The organism is Streptomyces sp. 1-11, assembly GCF_007176755.1.
Taxonomy (GTDB): Bacteria; Actinomycetota; Actinomycetes; order Streptomycetales; family Streptomycetaceae; genus Streptomyces.
Window position 1 is genome coordinate 355224 of the sequence record NZ_BJTV01000004.1, and the last position, 19277, is coordinate 374500.

Sequence of the window (19277 nt, forward strand, 5' to 3'; positions counted from 1 at the left end):
AGTTTCACCGGCCTGACTGGTTTACGACCCTGTGGCGCCCGTCGACGGAACGTTCCGTCGACGGGCGCCGTCCGTGCCCGGATACCCTTGACAGGTGACCGACGCCCAAGAGACCGCATCAGACAGTTCCGTGCGCACCACCGGAGCCACCCCTCCGGACGACGCCGGGGCTTCTGTGCTGGGGGCGCCGACTCCGCTGCTCGAACCCCGCGAGGGCATCCCGCCCGTGATCGCCGACGAGGAGGCGCTCGCCGAGGTGATCGCCGCCTTCGCCGCGGGCTCCGGCCCCGTCGCCGTGGACGCCGAGCGCGCCTCCGGCTACCGCTACGGCCAGCGCGCCTACCTGGTGCAGCTCCGCCGGGAGGGTGCGGGCAGCGCGCTGATCGACCCCGTGGCCTGTCCCGATCTCTCCGGTCTCGGCGAGGCGCTGGCCGGCGTCGAGTGGGTGCTGCACGCCGCCACCCAGGACCTGCCCTGCCTGCGGGAAATAGGCATGGTGCCGACCCGGCTGTTCGACACCGAGCTGGCCGGCCGGCTCGCCGGGTTCCCCCGGGTCGGCCTCGGCGCCATGGTGGAGGGCGTGCTCGGCTTCGTCCTGGAGAAGGGCCACTCCGCCGTCGACTGGTCGACCCGGCCGCTGCCCGAGCCCTGGCTCCGCTACGCCGCCCTCGACGTGGAACTCCTGGTCGACCTGCGCGACGCCCTGGAGAAGGAGCTGGACCGGCAGGGCAAGCTCGACTGGGCGTTGCAGGAGTTCGCGGCGATCGCGGCGGCGCCGCCCGCCGAGCCCCGCAAGGAGCCCTGGCGGCGTACGTCCGGGATGCACAAGGTGCGGCGGCGCCGGCAGCTCGCCGTCGTGCGCGAGCTGTGGGAGACGCGGGACCGGATCGCCCAGCGGCGGGACGTGTCCCCGGGCAAGGTGCTGTCGGACGCGGCCATCGTGGAGGCCGCGCTCTCGCTCCCGGCCAACGTGCATGCGCTGGCCGCGCTCAACGGCTTCGGGCACCGGGTGGGACGCCGGCAGCTGGAGCAGTGGCAGGCGGCGGTCGACCGGGCCAGGGCGCTGCCCGAGGCGCAGCTGCCCCAGCCGGGGCAGCCGGTCACCGGACCGCCGCCGCCGCGGGCGTGGGCCGACAAGGACCCCGCCGCCGCGGCCCGGCTGGCGGCCGCACGGGCGGGGGTGTCGGCGCTGGCCGAGCAGCTCGGCATGCCGCAGGAGAACCTGGTCTCCCCCGACACCGTGCGACGGGTGTGCTGGGAGCCGCCGGCCCCGGTGGACGCCGGGACGGTGGCGGACGCGCTGGCCGGCCACGGGGCGCGGCCCTGGCAGGTGGAGCAGGTGACCCCCGTGCTGGTCGCGGCGCTGTCCGGCGCGGGCACGGGCGCCTGAAGCGGAACCCGAACGTCGAATTCACGCCAAGATCCTGGGTGCGTCCGGGCGCCCCGCTCAGCGGTTCCGAGACGCGGCGCGCACGCCCCGCCGCGTGGCGCCCGAGGGCCCGCGTCCCCTTGAGGGGCGCGGGCCCTCGCCGTGCCGCCGGCGGGAACGGGTGCGGCCCGCACCCGGTACGCGACGGCTGCCGCGAGGACTCGGCGCCTCCATCGGTGTGACGTTCACCGCTCCCGCCGGGGGGAGGACTGGGCAGTCACGTTACTCACAAGTAGCATGGCCCGTAAGCAAGCGCTCAGCATCCCGCACCCTGGAGGAGAGCCATCGTGCCTCGTACCGTCAGGGACGTCGTCTTCGTAGACGGCGTCCGCACCCCGTTCGGCAAGGCGGGCCCGAAGGGCATCTACCACGAGACCCGTGCCGACGACCTCGTCGTCAAGGCGATCCGGGAGCTGCTGCGCCGCAACCCCGGTCTGGACCCGAAGAAGATCGACGAGGTGGCCATCGCGGCGACCACGCAGATCGGTGACCAGGGCCTGACCCTCGGCCGCACGGCCGGCATCCTCGCGGGCCTGCCGCAGTCCGTCCCCGGCTACTCGATCGACCGCATGTGCGCCGGCGCCCTGACCGCCGTGACGACCACCGCCGGTTCGATCGCCTTCGGCGCCTACGACGCCGTCATCGCCGGTGGCGTCGAGCACATGGGCCGCCACCCGATGGGCGAGGGCGTGGACCCCAACCCGCGGTTCGTGAGCGAGAAGCTGGTCGACGAGTCCGCCCTGTTCATGGGCATGACCGCCGAGAACCTGCACGACCGCTACCCGCACATCACCAAGCTGCGCGCCGACGAGTACGCCGTGCGCTCGCAGGAGAAGGCCGCCAAGGCGTACGCCAACGGCAAGATCCAGGCCGACCTGGTCCCGATCTCGGTGCGCCGCACCAGCCCCGAGGCCGGCGAGACGGGCTGGGGCCTGGTCACCGCCGACGAGCCGATGCGCCCGGGCACCACCCTGGAGAACCTCTCCGGTCTGAAGACCCCGTTCCGCGTGCACGGCCGGGTCACCGCCGGCAACGCGGCCGGCCTGAACGACGGCGCCACCGCGTCGATCATCGCGAGCGAGGACTTCGCCCGCGAGAACGGCCTGCCGGTCAAGATGCGCCTGGTCTCCTACGCCTTCGCCGGCGTCGAGCCCGAGGTGATGGGCTACGGCCCGATCCCGGCCACGGAGAAGGCCCTCGCCAAGGCGGGTCTGTCCATCTCCGACATCGGCCTGTTCGAGATCAACGAGGCCTTCGCCGTCCAGGTGCTGGCCTTCCTGGACCACTACGGCATCGCGGACGACGACGAGCGCGTCAACCAGTACGGCGGCGCGATCGCCTTCGGCCACCCGCTCGCCTCCTCCGGCGTCCGGCTGATGACCCAGCTGGCCCGCCAGTTCGAGGAGCAGCCGCACGTCCGCTACGGCCTGACCACCATGTGCGTCGGCTTCGGCATGGGCGCGACGGTCATCTGGGAGAACCCGCACTTCGACGGAGGCGACAAGTGAGCACCACCGCTGAACTCCTGAAGGGTGCGGCCGAGCTGTTCCCGGACGAGGTCGTCACGCAGGCGCACGTGCGCCACTTCGACCTGCCCATGGGCGCCGGGCGCTTCGCGCTCATCACCCTGGACAACGGCCTGGACCACACCAAGCCGACCACCTTCGGCCCGGCCTCGCTGGCGAACCTGAACACCGCCATCGACCAGGTCGAGAAGGAGGCCGCGGACGGCGGCATCGTCGGCGTCGGCATCACCGGCAAGCCGTTCATCTTCGCGGTCGGCGCCGACCTCAAGGGCGTCGAGCTGCTGACGCGGCACGAGGACGCGCTGGCCATCGGCAAGGGCGGCCACGAGGTCTTCAAGCGCCTGTCGAAGCTGGCCGTGCCCACCTTCGCCTACTACAACGGCGCGGCGATGGGCGGCGGCGTCGAGGTCGGCCTGCACTGCGCCTACCGGACCGTTTCCGCGGCGATCCCGGCGTTCTCGCTGCCCGAGGTCTTCCTCGGCCTGGTCCCCGGCTGGGGCGGCTGCGCGCTGCTGCCGAACCTGATCGGCGCCGACAAGGCCGTCTCGGTCATCATCGAGAACAGCCTCAACCAGAACAAGCAGCTCAAGGGCGAGCAGGTCTACGAGCTCGGGATCGCCGACGCGATCTTCGAGGGCGCCGACTTCCTCGAGCAGTCGCTGATCTGGACGGCGGCCGTCCTCAAGGGCGAGATCGTCGTCGAGCGCCCGGCGATCGACCGCGGCGAGGCCTGGGACCAGGCCGTCGCCCGGGGCCGCTTCGTCGCGGACTCCAAGGTGCACGGTGCGGCCCCGGCCGCCTACCGCGCCCTGGACATCATCGCGGCCGCCAAGGACGGCGACCTGCAGCGGGGCTACGACGCCGAGGACCAGGCCCTCGCGGACCTGATCATGGGCGGCGAACTGCGCGCCGGCATCTACTCGTTCAACCTCGTCCAGAAGCGCGGCAAGCGTCCCGCGGGCGCCCCGGACAAGAACCTGGCCCGCCCGGTCACCAAGGTCGGCGTCGTCGGCGCCGGTCTGATGGCCAGCCAGCTCGCCCTGCTGTTCCTGCGTCGCCTGGAGGTGCCGGTCGTCCTGACCGACATCGACCAGGAGCGCGTCGACAAGGGCGTGGGTTACGTCCACGCCGAGATCGACAAGCTGCTCGGCAAGGGCCGGATCAACCAGGACAAGGCCAACCGCCTCAAGGCGCTGGTGACCGGTGTCCTGGACAAGGCCGAGGGCTTCTCGAACGCCGACTTCGTCATCGAGGCGGTCTTCGAGGAGATCGGCGTCAAGCAGCAGGTGTTCGCGGAGGTCGAGGCGGTCGCCCCGGCGCACGCGATCCTCGCCACCAACACCTCCTCGCTGTCGGTGTCGGAGATGGCGTCGAAGCTGAAGCACCCCGAGCGGGTCGTCGGCTTCCACTTCTTCAACCCGGTCGCGATCCTTCCGCTGCTGGAGATCGTCCGCGGCGAGAAGACCGACGACGCCTCGCTGGCCACGGCCTTCGCCGTCGCCAAGAAGCTGAAGAAGACCGCGGTCCTCACCAAGGACGCCCCGGCGTTCGTCGTGAACCGCATCCTGACCCGCTTCATGGGCGAGATCCAGAACGTGATCGACGAGGGCACCCCGGTCGAGGTCGCCGAGAAGGCGATCGAGCCGCTCGGCCTGCCGATGTCCCCGCTGGTCCTGCTGGAGCTGGTCGGCCCGGCGATCGGCCTGCACGTCTCGGAGACCCTCAACCGGGCCTTCCCGGACCGCTTCACGGTCTCCCCGAACCTCGCGGCCGTCGTCAAGGCGGGCAAGCGCGGCTTCTACGTCTACGACAGCGGCAAGCCCGAGCTGGACCCGGAGGTCGCCGCGCTGCTGAAGCAGGGCGACTCCGTCCTGACGGAGGAGCAGGTCCGCGCCCGCGTCCTCGACGCGGTGGCCCAGGAGATCGGCCTGATGCTCGACGAGGGCGTCGTCGCCGAGGCCCAGGACATCGACCTCTGCCTGATCACGGGCGCCGGCTGGCCCTTCCACCTGGGCGGCATCACGCCGTACCTGGACCGCGAGGGTGTCTCCGAGCGGGTGAACGGGAAGCGGTTCCTGGCGGCGGGCGTGGCGAGCGTGCCGGCGTAGGCGTTCCGCCCGCGCGAAGCTCCGAGGCGTGGGGCGACCGCGGACCGGCTGCGGCCGGTCGCGTGGTCCCCCCACGCCTCTTCGTGTCTCACACGTCCGACGCGGCCAGCTCCGCGATCGCGGCCGTCGCGCGGGCGCAGTTGTCGCGGTCCTCGAAGGCGAAGAACGCGCGCGCCCGGTAGTCGTACTCCGGCTCGCGGACACACCCGTTGCCGAGGTAGCGGATCACTTCGTTGACCACTTCCTCCACGTTGCCGCACACCGGTCCGAACCCGTCCTGCGCCGCGTCGAAGTATCCCTTCCTGGCGTGCTTCGCCCAGTACTCGTCCGGGTCGAACCGGGCGTAGACGAGCGGCGTGCCGAGATAGGCCATGTCGAAGTGGACCGAGGACCAGTCGGTGATGAACAGGTCGCACTGGCGCAGCGCCGTCTGGACGCTGACCTTCGTCTGGTCCAGGCGCTGCACCCGGGGGTGGTCCGGTACGACCCCGCCGACCATGTTGCGCATCTCGTAGTGCGGCAGGAAGTCGAGCACGTAGTCGTAGTGCTCGAGCGCCTCCATCAGCTTCGGGTGGCTCAGGAACTGCACCAGGAACTCCCGGTAGGTCGACTCCCGGAAGATCTCGTCGACCGCGTCCTGGCCGGCGCCGTCCTGCTGGAGGTAGGACGGGACGGTCAGGTACTTGCGCCAGGTCGGCATCAGCAGCACACGCCGCCGGCCGCGGTCCGGCTGCAGCGCGTCGAACCGCGGGAAGCCCAGCGCCTTGGCCTGGTCCCCGTAGTGCATGTGCTCGGAGAAGTACCGGGCCTCCCGGTCACTGGTGGCGAACACCAGGTCCACACCGGTGCGGTTGCGGTGCAGGGCCTTGCTGCCGTCCTCGTCGGTGACGCCGTGCTGCAGGAAGACCCGCCGGGCCCCCACGCGCCAGTTCAGGTGCTTGAGGTACTTCGTGCGGTCCCAGCCGTCGGGGAGCATGTACGAGTCGATGTCGTAGGCGTTGATGAGCAGCGACGCGTGCAGCATCAGCAGCTTGTGCTTCCAGGAGCTGTGCGCCACCACGTTCCCCAGGCGCTTCAGCTTGGCCCGGTCCGCGCTGTCCTTGTCGATGACGTAGTAGGCCTTGCGGCGCCGCTCGTGCGTGCGCAGGTACCTGAACAGGTGCAGGCTGTTGTCCTGCGCGGTGTCCTTGCGCTCGCCGACCAGCCAGATCTCCTTGCGGCGGTAGAACCTGAGCGTGGCCCGCCGGATGGCGCGGGCGCGCCAGAAGGGCGCCTTGCGCTGCTTCTGCTCCTCGTCCATGCCCTCGAGGAACTTCTCCCAGGCCCGGTCGCCGTCCCGGCCCAGCGCCTCCTTGACCACCAGCACCGCGTTGTCCTTCCCCTTCGACAGCGGGAGGATCCACCGGTCCGCGACCTTCATGGGGCGGGCGGCGCGCAGCATCGCGGTGGTGGTCATGCACGGGCGCGAGACGTCGCGGCCGGCGGTGCAGAACACCAGCTTCAGCGGGAACTCGCCGTCCTTGAGGGCGTCTGCCGGGACGAGCGCCTCGAAGCCGCCCCAGGCGAGGTCGTCGCGCGTCGCCAGCAGGTCGCTGCGCCACACCTGCTGCGCGGTCACCAGCTGCCCGCTCTTCTCCACCCACAGCTGCATGGGGTTGCGCATGGGCCGGCCCATCGGGAACCCGTTGAGCACGAACCGGCCGGCCACGAGGATCCCGCCGGACCCGGGATCCGGCTGGATCCGTTCCACGTGCACGCTGGTGGCGGAGATCTTGGTCAGCGGGAGCAGCGCGCTCGGCACCGTGATGTCGAGGTAGAGGTCGCCGCCTCGCCCGTACACCCCGCTGATCTCCTGCTCCGGGCGCGCGAAGAGCTCGTAGAGGTTCATGTACATCGCCAGGAACGGCACCCGGTGGCGGGTGTCGTGGGTGGAGGCCAGGACCGCGTCGGGCGGCACCTGCGTGTAGACGGCGCGGGCCCGGTAGAAGAGCCTGAGCAGTTCCTCCTCCGGCAGCACCTGCGGCGCGCGCAGGGCGAAGCCCTGGTAGCTGCGCACCAGGAACCGGTTGAGGACCTCCTGCCGGTGGCCGGAGAGGCGGGGGCGGAGCGTCATCAGGTACTCCTCCAGGAGGAGGTGGTCCCAGTAGTTCTCCGTGCGCTCCCACAGCTTGTCCATGGTGGAGTCCGCGGCAGCGCGCTTGCGGTACCGGTAGACCACGTTCGGCACCATCGCGATGCGGTCCGCGAGCAGCATGGCGGGAACAGAGAAGAAGGCGTCCTCGAAGTGCACTCCCTCGCGGAACCGGATGTCGTTCGCGCGGATGAACTCGACGTCGAAGAGCTTGTGGCAGGCGCTGCCGCCGTGGATCATCTCCGGGATGTTCTCGATCCCGGGATGCACCTGGACATGCTTGGCGAAGTAGCGGAGCCAGGGCCAGTTGGTCTCCTCCGGGAAGGTCTCCATGCGTCCGATCGTGAGCGGCACGCGCTCCTTGACCGCCGTGCGCCACATGGTCTCCAGGGCGTCGTCGGGCAGGACGTCGTCGGAGTCGCAGAAGGTGACGTAGCGGGCGCTGACCAGTTCGAGACCCGCGTTCCTGGCGCCGCCGGCCTTTCCCTCGGGGTGCACGAGCGCCCACACGTTCTGATGCCGAGCGGCGAAGTCCGCGGCGATCGCGGGCGAGTCGTCGTCACTGCCGTTGTCGACGAGGATCACCTGGCAGCGGCTGAAGATGGTCTGCCGCGCCAGCGAGTCGAGGCACTCCTGGAGGTATCTCGCGACGTTGAAGACGGGCACGACGACGGCGACGTCGTAGAGGGGATCGAACACGTATGACTCCTGTTTTCTGCCGCAGACCCCATTTCTGGAGCGGACCCTGATCAGTGCTGGGTGGACTCGATGACGAGCTGGGCGTTCCCGCCCTCGGCGGTGAGGCGTGCCAGGCCGTGGAGCCCGCCGGCGCCCTGCTGCTGGACCAGCGCCGGGGAGATGGCGCAGGGGCGCGAGACGTCCCGGCCCCTGGTGCACAGCACCAGGCGCACGGGGAAGGACCCGGCCGGGAAGTCCCGGGGGTCGACGGTGACGCTGAAGACGGCACCCGCCTCGCCCGGCCGGTCGTGCGCCTGCCCGTGGTTCACCGCGGGGACGGTCTTGCCGCTGCGTTCGAACCACACCTGCAGTTCGAGCTTGGCCAGCAGCTCGTCGGGGAACCCGTTGAGCGAGAAGCGGCCGTGGATCACCGCCGTACCGCCCTCACCGGCGGTGATTCCCTCGATCCGGGCCGGGACCGAGGTGACCTTGGTGAGCGGCAGCCCCCAGGACGTCCCCGGATAGTCGACGTAGAGGTCCCCCTCGCGTCCGAAGACCGAGCCGAGGACGGACGCCGGACGGTAGAAGAGGTCGAAGTCCCCGTAGTGCAGGGCGAGGTAGGGGATGCGGTGCCGGGTGTCGTTCGTGCTGCGGGCGAACTGCTCCGAGGTGATACCCCAGTAGAGCGTGCGGCAGCGCTCGAAGAGCTGCCGGCAGTCGGCCTCGCCGAAGACCCGCGGCGCCCGCAGCAGGAAGCCCTGCATGCTGCGGACGAGGAACCGCTCCAGCGTCTCCTGCTCGTACGGCGTGAGTTGCTGGCGCATGCCCGCGAGGTACTCCAGCATCACCAGCTGGTCGGCGTAGTTCTGCGGGAGGTCCCAGATGGTGTCCATGACGGAGGTGCCGTCGCCGCGCCTGCGGTACTCGTAGACGGGCGCGTCGACCAGCGCGATGCGCTCCGACAGCAGCAGCGCGGGCAGCGAGACGTAGGCGTCCTCGAAGGCGGTGCCGGTACCGAACCGGATGCCCTGGGAGCGCAGCAGGTCGAGGTCGAAGATCTTGTTCCAGCAGGAGGCCGAGTGGATCAGGTCGGGTATGTCGACGACGCTGCTCACGGTCTTGACGCTCTTGCCGAAGTACTTGTGCCACGGCGCCTTGACCGGCTTCGGAACGTGCTTCTCGCGGCCCACGACGACCGTGGCCCGGGTTTTGACGATGGTGTTCCGCAGCACCTCCAGGGACCCCTCGGGCACGGTGTCGTCGGCGTCCCAGAAGACGATGTACGGCGTCGTGGCCATGTCCATGCCCATGTTGCGCGCGTCGCCGGCCCGACCCTGGGGCTGCGAGACCAGGTCGACGTTCGGGTGCCGGTCGGCGAACTCGCCCGCGATCGCCACGGACTGGTCGCTGCTGCCGTTGTCCACGAGGATCACGTGGGCGCGCGCGAAGGCCGTCTGCGCGGCGACCGACTGCAGGAACTCGGCGAAGAAGGTCTGGACGTCGCGGAACGGCACGACGACCGTCACGTCACGGCTGGCTTGGGACATTGCTCCTCCTGGCACACCACATCAATGATTCGGCCCCTGAACGAGGCGGTCGATCGCCTCCAGCGCCCTCGCGTTGTTCCCCTGGTCCCGGTACTCGAAGAACTTCTCCACCCGCCGCAGGTACTCGGGCTCCCTGGCGCACTCCCCCCGCAGGTAGCGGACCACCTCGCCCACGACCTGCCGGACGGTCTCACCGACCGGCCCGAATCCGTCCCGGCGGGCGTCGAACCAGCCCTTCTGGTAGTGCCCGTCCCAGTACTCCTCGGCGTCGAACTGCGCGTAGACCAGGGGGGTCCCGAGGTAGGCGACGTCGAAGGCGGTGGACGACCAGTCCGTGACGAACAGGTCGCAGCGCCGCATGGCGTCCTGCACACCGACCTCGTTCTGGTCGACGACGCGGACGCGGTCGCGGTCCGGAACCATCTCGCCGACCATCGCGCGCATCTCGTAGTGCGGCAGGAAGTCCAGTGTGTAGTCGTACCGCTCCAGGGCCGCGAGGAGCTCCGGGTCGTTCAGGAAGCGGACCATGAAGTCCCGGTAGCTGGAGGCGAGGAACCGGTCGCGCGCCGCCTGCCGCGCCTCGCGGCCGCCGTCGCGGCTGTAGGAGGCGACGGCGAGATAGGCGCGCCACGTCGGCATGAACAGGATGGTGCGCCCGCCGCGGCCGGGGACCAGCGCGTCGAACCGGGGGAAGCCGACGACCTCCACCTGTCCCTCGTAGCCGAGTTCCTCCGACAGGAACCACCCCTCGTGCCGGCTGACCGCGAGGATGAGGTCGACGCCCGTGCGGTTGCGGTGCAGGCCCTTGCTGACGTCCTTGTCCGTCACGCCGTGCTGGAGGAAGACGCGGCGGGCGCCGACGCGCCAGTTCAGGTGCTTGAGGTAGCGGGTCCGGTCCCAGCCGTCGGGCAGCATGTAGGTGTCGATGTCGTAGGCGTTGACGAGCGCGGCCGCGTGCAGCATCAGCAGCTTGTGCTTCCAGGAGCTGTGCGCGACGACGTGCCCGAGCCCCGCCAGGCGGGCCCGGTCGGGGCTGTCCGGCCTGATGACGTAGTACGCCCCGCGCCGCTTGCCGGCGGTGCGGGCGTGCCGGAACAGGTGCCAGGCGTTGTCCTGCGCGGTGTCGCCCCGCTCCGCGAACAGCAGGACGTCCCGGCCGAGGAACATGGGCGCCAGCGGCTTGGTGAACAGGCGTGCCAGGCGCTGCTTCCAGAACGGCCGGCGGCGCAGCACGTGCTTGGCGTCCTTGACGAGGAGGCTGTCCAGGACGGCGCGCGGCCCGAACCGGCGCGCCTTGCCGGAGACCATGAGGACGGCCCGGTTCCGCCCCTTCCAGTGCGGCACCACCCGCGTCCCGTCGTGCTCGACGACGCGCGCACCGCGCAGGTAGCCCGCGGCGACCAGGCACGGGGTGACCGCCTCGCCGTCCCCGGTGTCGAGGACGAGTTCGAGGTCGTGGACGCCCGGCCGCAGCGCGTCCAGGGGCAGGTCGGCGGTGAAGCCGCCCCACTCCGTGTCGGGCCGGGTGTTCCTCAGGTCCCGGCGGCGGATCTGCGTGGCGGAGACGGTGAGGCGGCTGCCGCGCACGCGCAGGCCGAGCCGCGCGCGCAGGGGCCGGACCAGCGGCATGCCGCTGATCTCGAACCGTCCGGCGAGCCGCAGCGTCCCGGTCCCGGGCAGCAGGCGGACGTGCTCCAGGTGGGCGGTGAAGGGGGTGGCGTGCGCCAGCGGAGCCAGCCGGTTCGGCAGTCCGTCGGCGAGGTACGGGCGGCCGTCGCGCACGGACAGCTTGCGCAGTCTGGCCGCGCGGTCCGCGAAGAGGCCGAAGTCCCCGGTGATGAAGGAGAGGTAGGCCACGCGGTGACGCGCGTCGGCGGTGGCCCGGACGACCACGTCGGGCGGGACGTCCCAGTAGACCGCGCGGCACCGCGAGTAGATCTCCTCCAGCTCCGCCCCCTGGAAGAGGTCGGGCGCCCGGAGCGCGAAGCCCTGGTAGCTCCGCACCAGGAACAGGTCCAGCACGGCGCGCGAGGACTCCGGCAGGCCGGCGCCCATGCGGTGCAGGTGCTCCACGAGCTGGAGGTGGTCCAGGTAGTTCTGCCGCCGCGTCCAGATCGCGTCCATGGTCGAGTTCCCCGCGGCGCGCTTTCGGTACCGGTAGACGCACGCGTCGACCAGGGCGATCCGGGCGGCCAGAACGAGCGCGGGCACGCCGACGTAGGCGTCCTCGAAGTGGACGCCTTCCGCGAAGCGGATGTCGTGGGAGCGCAGGTAGGCGAGGTCGAAGAGCTTGTTGCAGGCGCTCGCGCTGTGCACCAGTTCGGGCGCCTCGGCGAGGCCGGCGAGTGTCCGGTCGCCCTTCCCGAAGTGCTCCTTCCACGCCCAGTTGGTCGCCTTGGGGAACGTCTCCATCGCGCCCACCACGACCTGGGCGCCGGTCGCCGCGGCGGCGTCCAGCATACGTTCGAGCGCGGCCGGCGGCAGCACGTCGTCGGAGTCGCAGAACGTGATGCGCGGGCTGGTCGCCCGGTCCATGCCGAGGTTGCGGGCCGCTCCGGCGCCGCCGCCGAGGCGCACCAGCACCGTGGCGTTGGCGTGCCGGTCCGCGAACTCGGCGCAGAGCCGGTAGGAGCCGTCCGTGCTGCCGTTGTCGACGAGTATGACCTCGCAGCGCTCGAACACCGTCTGGGCCGCTATCGAGTCCAGGCACTCCGGGAGGTACTGCTCCACGTCGTAGACCGGCACGACCAGCGTGACGTCATAGGGATTCATGTACGGCGGGACCCACTTGCAGGCGTTACGACAGGGCGGGGAACGTCATCGGTCGGCGGCATCGATGCTCCTCCCTGCCTCGGCACCCCGCTCGAGGGCGTTCTCGTGCTCCGCGGCCTCGTAAGGACTGGGCACCGGGAAGTAGGCCTCGAGGAAACGCGCGAGCATGTCCCGCTGCGCTTCCGGGTCGGCCGCCTCCACCGTGTCGTTGAGACAGAAGGTGTCCATGTTCCGGTTGGCCAGGAGGGTGTTCAGGCGCCGCTCGGCCAGGTCGGCCGAGAGGTCGATGTACCGGTACTGGATGTCCCCCACCGTGGCCCGGGCGGAGTGGTACGCGAAGTAGTGGTGCAGTGACGAGGCGATCGGCACGTCCTCGGGCGAGCGGAAACGCGAGTTCTGCGTCTCGGCGTGCTGCTCGGCGAAGGTCTCCTCGATCTCCTGTAGCACGCTTCTGCGCAGCGCGTGCGGCGTGTGCTTCATCTTCTGGGAGATGGCGGTGCCGAACTTCTGCGCGATGAGCCACCGGCTGTTCTTGCCCGCCGCGTTGACCGGCAGGTCGGCCGGGGAGACGCCGCCGCCCGGTATCAGCGCGGGCGAGGTGAAGAACTTGGTGATGCCGTTCGGGTGGAAGAAGTGCGCGGGCGTCACCGGCCGGCCGAAGAACACGTCGTCGTTCAGGTAGAGGAAGCACTCCGAGAGCCCGGGGATGTGGTGGAGCTGGCTCTCGATGGCGTGCGAGTTGAACGTGGGCAGCGCCGCGGGGTCGGAGAAGATCTCCCGGTGGTCCACCACGCGGAGGTTCGCGTGCTGGGCGTGGAGCCAGGAGGGGACCTGGCCGGCCGTCACGAGGTAGATGTTGCGCACCCAGGGGGCGTTCTGGTGGAGCGACCGCAGCGAGTACCGCAGTTCGTCACGGCTGGTGTACCGCGAGTCGTTCGCCGCCTGTTCGTGCAGCCCGTCCGAGGACAGCCGCCCGCGCGCGCGGTCGCGCGACGCCCGCCAGACCGGGTCCGAGTCGTCCACCCAGGTGTAGACGACGTCGATGGGGAACCGGTGGTCCTCGGGGAGCGGCACCGCGAACTCGGCCAGCGTCCTGGCGTCCCCCGTGTGGTACGCGGGAGGTATGGGGCTGAACAGGCTCTGCGGCGCCGACTTGCGCGGGGCGCTCGCCGGGACCGCGTCGATGACCCGGTTGGGGCGCGGAGCCCGCAGCTCCCCTTCCCGCTCCGCCCAGACCTCGACATCGCATCCGGAGGCCGCGCCGAAGACGAGCTGCTGGGTCGGGTCGCACACGTACCAGGCGACCCGCAGCACCTTGTGCTTGCGAAGCTGCCGCCAGGACCGCTCCTCGTCGCCGGGCTCCATGCGGGCCTCGTTGCCGTCGGCCGGTCCCACGTAGCCGGGAGCCTGCGCGAAGGCCGCCCGGAGGAGTTCCTCGACCAGCGGGCGGGAGGCGGCGGGGACGGCCACGGCGGGCAGTCCGCTGTTCGTGCCGCGCACGCAGAAGTAGTCGACACCGGCCGCCTCCAGGACGGAGACCACGATGTTCAGGTTCCGGGCGCGGGCCGCCCAGTCCGTGGCCCCCTCGACCAGCAGCGCACGCATGTGGCGGCGGCCTACGCGGACGACCCGCCGGCTGTAGGCGGTGCTGTGCCGGGGCGCGTTCCGCTTGCCGCCCATCGCCCAGACCACCGTGGCGGAGCGCACGGAGTCCGCCGCGGTGAGCGAGGACTTCACCGCCTTGCGGACGGGGGTGGGCACGCCGCGGACGATGCGCCGCCTGGCGCCGGTCGGAACCGCAGACCGGTACGCCGACACCAGCGCCCCGGCTTCGGGGTTGTCCGAGCCAACCACGCGGCATCCACCATCCACACCCAGCTACCCGTCAAACTTTCACATAATGATCTCCTAAAAGTTCGGCCCATGACAGCCCATGGACAGGTTGCGGCACGTGTCAATCATCACTTGATGAGCGGTACAACCTTTTATGTCCTGGACATGCCGACGCGTTTGATGTAATGGGGCGGGCGCGGCTCAGTCGCCCGGCAGGGGCTCCCAGTCGGACAGGGTGAGCCCGGGTTCCGGCCGCTGCCGGTTCACCAGGACCGTGCCGTCAGCGGCGACCATCGCCATGACCACCCGGCCCAGCCCGTCGAGCGCCAGCGCCGGAGTGCCGGCGCAGGTCACCCCCGTGTCGGTCCACCACAGTCCGCCGGACTCCCCGCCGGTGCCGCAGACGCCGAGCACCGCCGTGCCGGTACGCCCCTGGTGGGCCAGGAGCGTGCAGTCGTAACCGTCGACGGCGGCACGGAGCGTGGCATGGGGCCCTTCCCCCGGAGCCCCGCCCGCGGGCACGGCCCATTCACCGGGCCGCTGCGCGTAGACGCCCGTCCCGCTCTGCTCGGACCAGTACGCGGTGAACACCCCAGGGGCGGTCTCCAGGAGCGCGGCCGAGCCGGGCACCGCGGCGGGCATGAGGTCCTGCGCCCGGCGCAGCACCGCTCCGGGCTCCGTCTGCACCCAGCGCATGACCGACCGGTTCCCCGGCGCGAGGACCTCCAGGAGTCCGGCGGAGTTGGCCGCCGCGGCCAGCCCGCCCGCGACCGCACCGCCGCGCAGGTCCTGCCAGGCCTCCCACGCCCCGCTCTTGGACTCACGCCGGAGCATGACCCCGCCGGGAGCGCCGGAGACGAAGACGTGGACCGAGCCCTGTCCGTCAATGGCGGCGGCCGGCACGCCGAGTGAGGCTGCGTCCTTCGGGTCGCGGTAGGGGTTGCCCAGGGAACGCCACTCCCCCAGCGTCCTGCCCGACTGGTACTGCACGGCGTAGAGCAGGTCCGTCTTAGGCTCGCCCGAGGCCGGCCGCGTCCGCCTGCGCCCGAGGAAGTGCACATAGCGGTTGGCCCCTTGGGCAACGGTGAGGGCGGTCAGCCCGTCGACGGGGAAGAAGTCGGGCCCGCTCCAGCGTCCGCTGCCGACGGCCGTCTCCGTCCAGCGGCGCACCCCGCCCGCCACGAGCGCGTAGACGGCGAGGCGTTCGTCGTTCCCGCGCAGCAGCCACGATCCCGTGGCCACCGCCGTCACGGACGCCCGCTGGGGCCGCGCCTCGGTCTCGACACCGGCTCGGGACCGCCGGTCCACCGCCTGCGCACCTCTGCCGCGCATGTGTGCCGCCCTCCCAGCCCAGGCGCATCGCCCACAGAAGACTCCAGAATCCGCCACATCATAAGCACGCCCGAACAAGCGTCCCGCTGCCCCGTCGGAGCCGCACGGGCCTCGGGGCACGGCCTCCGGGACCGTTCCGGCGGCGCGAAAGGGCCGGGCCGCGCCACCGTTCGCCGCCCTCGAAGCGCGGACAACCGGGCACATCACTCATACGAGTGTGCGAGTCCGCGTCTATAGTTCAATGCCAACCAAGTGTCAGCCGAGCAGCACCGACCCGGCCCCTCACGGGAGCGGCCTGCTGCACCTGCCCTCCGGGCATGAGTTGCGAGGACCCCGCCGTGAGTCACGATCTGAGCACCCCTGTGCCGCCTGCCCGCCAGTCCCCACCCGACAAGAGCGGCCGCAGGGGCCAGAAGAAGAAGCGCCGTACCGGCCGGATCGTGCTGCTGTCCCTGCTCGTCCTCGTCCTCGCACTGGGCGGGACAGCCTACTGGCTCTACAGCGGCCTCGACGGCAACATCAAGGGCGTCGACATCGACAAGGCGATCGGCGACGACCGGCCCGAGAAGCTGCCCACCTCCGGGCAGAACATCCTGATCCTGGGCTCCGATTCACGGGCCGGTGCCAACGCCTCGCTGGACAAGGCCAAGGTGTCCGGGGCCCGTTCCGACACCGCGATGGTGATGCACATACCCGAGGGCCGCACCAAGGCCGTCGCCGTCAGCATCCCCCGCGACACCCTGGTCACCCGGCCCGAGTGCGCCAAGTCGGACGGCTCCACGGTCGCGTCCGCGAAGCGCGTGATGTTCAACTCCATCTACTCGCAGGTCGGTCCGGCCTGCGTGGTCAAGACCGTCGAGCAGATCTCCGGGGTCCGCATGGACCACTACGTCGAGATCGACTTCGCCGGCTTCAAGGGGCTCGTGGACGCGATCGGCGGAGTCACCGTCACCGTCGACCAGGACATCCACGACAAGTCCAGCGGCCTCGACCTGACCGCCGGCACCCACCGGCTGAACGGCACCCAGTCGCTCCAGTTCGTGCGCACCCGGCACGGCATCGGCGACGGCAGCGACCTCGGCCGCATCGGTCTGCAGCAGCAGTTCATGCTCGCCCTGCTGAGCGAGATCAAGAAGCAGGACCTGCTGGGCAGCCCCACCAAGACCTACAAGATCGCGGACAAGCTCACGGCCGCCCTCACCACCGACTCCGACCTCGCCTCGCTGACCAAGCTGGCGGAGTTCGGGCGCAGCCTCAACGGCGTCGACCCCTCCTCCATGGAGACGATCATGCTGCCGGTGCAGTACGACAAGGTCGACCCCAACCGCGTGGTGGCCGCCGAGCCGCAGGCGTCGCGGCTGTGGAAGGCGATCCGCAGCGACAGCACGATCCCGGAGTCCGCGAAGAAGTCCCCCGCCACGGGCGGCGGCTCCTCCTGACCTCGCCGCACCTCGCACGCCGTCGCGGGCGTGGGACCCTTGGATCATGACGGACCACCTCGGCTCCCCGGCCCCGGCCGCCCCCCTGCTCCTGATCGTCGACGGCGCGAACGTCGTCGGGTCGCGGCCGGACGGGTGGTGGCGGGACCGCCGGGGCGCCGCCGGGCGGCTGCGCGACCGGCTGGCCGCCGAGGGGCTGCCCGGGCATGACGGCGCGGTGGAGATCGTGCTGGTGGTCGAGGGCGCGGCGCGCGGTGTGGAGTCCGTGCCGGGGGTGCGGGTGGAGCCGGCGCCCGGCAGCGGGGACGACCTGATCGTGGAGCTGACGGCGCGGTACGCCGGCCGGCGCCGCCTCGTCGTCACGGCCGACCGTGAACTGCGGCGCCGGGTGACCGAGTTGGGCGCGGAGGTGACCGGTCCGCGCGCGGTGCTCGGCTGAGCTCGCGGGTCGCGGCCGCCGGGCGTCCGCCTCCCCCGGGCCGGACGGCGGGCCGGCTCAGCCGCTGAACATCGCCAGCAGGACGAAGAAGCCGGACAGGCCGAGGGCGCCGAGGACGGTGCCGGCCACGGCGGGCCACATGCGGCCGATGCCCTGGCGGGCGTAGTGGATGCCCGCCAGGCCGGAGGTGACGGCGAAGGCGCCGGCCAGCCACGACCACGGCATCACGATGAACATGAGGCCGGGCCAGACGCCCGGGGCGGCGATGATCCCGAGGACGAGCGCGATGGGGCCGAGGGCGACGGCGGGTGTGTCGTCGGGGTCCGGTGCGGTCGGCGCAGACATGTGATCCCCCTGATTTGAACGTGTTCAAATACTTGTCGCGAGCATAACAGGGCACGGGGGCAACAGGGCACGGCGGCATGGCTCAGCCCGGGTCGAATCCCCGTCAACCGCGCGGGATCCGGGCGTAGAGCACCGCCCCGTCGACCCGGCCCACCTCCTCGTAGCGCCCGGTCAGCAGCCGGCGCAGGCTGGGGAGGCGGTCGGGGCGGTACGGCTCGCCCCGTGAGTCGTCGACCACCAGGGCCGGGGCCCGCGCGGTCATCTCCGCGCGGAAGACGGGCCAGGCGCCCGCCACCGCGTACCGCTCGCCGACCCGGGGGCCGTCGCGGCCGCCGCTGTAGTTGGTGAGCAGGCCGGCGGTGAGGTAGCGGCTCGCCGGGGTGCGGTCCGCCAGCCAGTACGTCTCGGGGTGCATGCCCCACACCAGGACCCGGTCGGCCGGCGTGGTGCGCTGCGCGAGCGCGCTCGCGAGGCGCTGGGCGTGGGCGAGTTCGGGGCGTGGGGCGTACAGGCCCCAGGCGAGGAACAGGGCGCAGCAGCAGGCCGAGGTGAGCACGGCGGACGTCAGGCGTGCGCGAGGCAGCAGTTGCAGCGCCGCGGTGGCCAGCAGGGCCGCGGGCGGCAGGAGTTGCAGGTAGTAGTGCCCGAAGAAGTGGAAGCCCAGCACGACGGCGGCGGCCGAGGAGGCCAGCCAGAGCCACAGGTCGGCCGCCGTGGCCCGGGTGGCGCGCAGCACCCGCAGGACGGGCGGGACCAGGCCCGCGCAGGCCACGGCCAGGATGGCGGTGTTGGCCAGCGCCCGGCCGAGGACGTGCGGTCCGGAACCGGCGAGGGAGGCGTAGGCGGTGCTTCCGGTGACCGTCCAGAACAGGAACCCGGCGGGGTCGGTGACCAGGGCCGCGCCCAGGACGGGTGCCGCGAACCCGGCCACGAGCCGCACGGCGCCCGCCCGCGCCGGGGCGTCCGGCCCCGCCCCCGCCCCGGCCCGCCGGTGGAGCAGCCAGAGGACCGGCAGCAGTACCGCGCCGCCGGTCTGCTTGGCGAGGAAGGCGCAGGCGACGGCGGTTCCGGCCGCGCCCCAGCGGCCGCGGTCCGCGCACCACACGGCGGCCGCGGTGCCGGGCAGTATGAACACCTCGAAGGTGGCCGCCTGCGCGTCCTCGGGGTTGAGCCCGACCGACACCAGCAGGTACAGCACCCCGGCGGTGCGCCCGGCGGTGTCGCCCCAGCGGCGGCGGGCCACGGAGGCCAGCAGGGCCGCGGTGAGCAGTTGGGCGGCGACGGCCAGCACCCGCAGCGGGGTGAGCGAACCGGAGCCGCAGACCGCGAAGGCGGCCTCGTACAGCCAGGGCACCAGGGGCGGCTTGCGGTCCACGACCGTCTCGTACAGCCGGCCGCCGTGCGCGAGCAGGCCCGCCTGGACGGCGAGATAGCCCTCGTCGGGGTTCCACAGCGGGCGGACGAAGGACGGCACCCGGGTGACGCAGGCCAGCGCGGCAAGGGCGGGCAGCAGCCGTATCCAGTACGCCGTCCGGGTGAGCGCGGGCCGTGCGGGGCTGGGCGGGGCGGCGAGCGTGGACAACACGGACAGCACGCTATACGGCCCCGCAGTTCCGGCGAAGCGGAACATACGGGGCCGCGGGGAGCCGTCGGCGCTGGCGGGGCCCTGGGGCCTGGCGCGGGAGCGGGAGCGGCCGC

At 71.6% G+C, this 19277-nt stretch carries 12 protein-coding genes; 5 read left to right on the plus strand and 7 right to left on the minus strand.

The annotated features are described in order from the left end of the window. Window positions 1-94: 94 nt before the first annotated feature. The 3 genes from TNCT1_RS11245 (at window position 95) to TNCT1_RS11255 (ending at window position 5063) form a co-directional block, all read left to right on the plus strand. The gene (locus tag TNCT1_RS11245; protein ID WP_143630725.1) at window positions 95-1390 is read left to right on the plus strand and encodes a ribonuclease D; all 1296 of its coding nucleotides are present in this window, start codon (window positions 95-97) and stop codon (window positions 1388-1390) included. Window positions 1391-1716: 326 nt separating this feature from the next. Next, window positions 1717-2937: an acetyl-CoA C-acyltransferase gene (locus tag TNCT1_RS11250; RefSeq protein WP_143630726.1), complete on the plus strand. Its 1221-nt coding sequence runs from the start codon at window positions 1717-1719 to the stop codon at window positions 2935-2937. Beyond that, window positions 2934-5063 carry a 3-hydroxyacyl-CoA dehydrogenase NAD-binding domain-containing protein gene (locus tag TNCT1_RS11255; RefSeq protein WP_143630727.1) on the plus strand — a complete coding sequence of 710 codons (2130 nt, stop codon included), beginning with the start codon at window positions 2934-2936 and terminating at the stop codon, window positions 5061-5063. The genes TNCT1_RS11250 and TNCT1_RS11255 overlap by 4 nt, the downstream gene beginning before the upstream one ends. A gap of 88 nt (window positions 5064-5151) precedes the next feature. On the opposite strand, the gene TNCT1_RS11260 is transcribed toward TNCT1_RS11255, so the two are convergent. The 5 genes from TNCT1_RS11260 to TNCT1_RS11280 all read right to left on the minus strand — a co-directional run bounded on the left by TNCT1_RS11260 (window position 5152) and on the right by TNCT1_RS11280 (window position 15356). After that, window positions 5152-7893 (minus strand): CDP-glycerol glycerophosphotransferase family protein, encoded by a 2742-nt coding sequence (locus tag TNCT1_RS11260; protein ID WP_160160392.1) that lies wholly within the window; start codon window positions 7891-7893, stop codon window positions 5152-5154. A 50-nt stretch (window positions 7894-7943) separates the two neighbouring features. Then, window positions 7944-9419: a glycosyltransferase family 2 protein gene (locus tag TNCT1_RS11265; RefSeq protein ID WP_143630729.1), complete on the minus strand. Its 1476-nt coding sequence runs from the start codon at window positions 9417-9419 to the stop codon at window positions 7944-7946. A 21-nt stretch (window positions 9420-9440) separates the two neighbouring features. After that, entirely contained in the window at window positions 9441-12191 is a 2751-nt protein-coding gene (locus TNCT1_RS11270) for a glycosyltransferase (protein ID WP_143630730.1), read from the minus strand. A gap of 45 nt (window positions 12192-12236) precedes the next feature. Further along, entirely contained in the window at window positions 12237-14045 is a 1809-nt protein-coding gene (locus TNCT1_RS11275; protein WP_143630731.1) for a stealth family protein, read from the minus strand. A 180-nt stretch (window positions 14046-14225) separates the two neighbouring features. After that, on the minus strand, window positions 14226-15356 hold the full coding sequence (locus tag TNCT1_RS11280; RefSeq protein WP_143630732.1) for a hypothetical protein: 1131 nt from the start codon (window positions 15354-15356) through the stop codon (window positions 14226-14228). A 338-nt stretch (window positions 15357-15694) separates the two neighbouring features. Here TNCT1_RS11280 and TNCT1_RS11285 point away from each other — a divergent pair, with 338 nt between their 5' ends. Further along, the gene (locus tag TNCT1_RS11285) at window positions 15695-16795 is read left to right on the plus strand and encodes an LCP family protein (protein WP_373920467.1); all 1101 of its coding nucleotides are present in this window, start codon (window positions 15695-15697) and stop codon (window positions 16793-16795) included. 46 nt (window positions 16796-16841) lie between these two features. Next, entirely contained in the window at window positions 16842-17234 is a 393-nt protein-coding gene (locus TNCT1_RS11290; RefSeq protein WP_143630734.1) for an NYN domain-containing protein, read from the plus strand. Between the two features lie 57 nt (window positions 17235-17291). Here TNCT1_RS11290 and TNCT1_RS11295 read toward each other — a convergent pair whose 3' ends face one another. Beyond that, the gene (locus TNCT1_RS11295; RefSeq protein ID WP_143630735.1) at window positions 17292-17579 is read right to left on the minus strand and encodes a hypothetical protein; all 288 of its coding nucleotides are present in this window, start codon (window positions 17577-17579) and stop codon (window positions 17292-17294) included. A 103-nt stretch (window positions 17580-17682) separates the two neighbouring features. Further along, window positions 17683-19209, minus strand: a complete 1527-nt coding sequence (locus TNCT1_RS11300; RefSeq protein ID WP_143630736.1) for a glycosyltransferase family 39 protein — start codon at window positions 19207-19209, stop codon at window positions 17683-17685. Window positions 19210-19277: the final 68 nt, after the last annotated feature.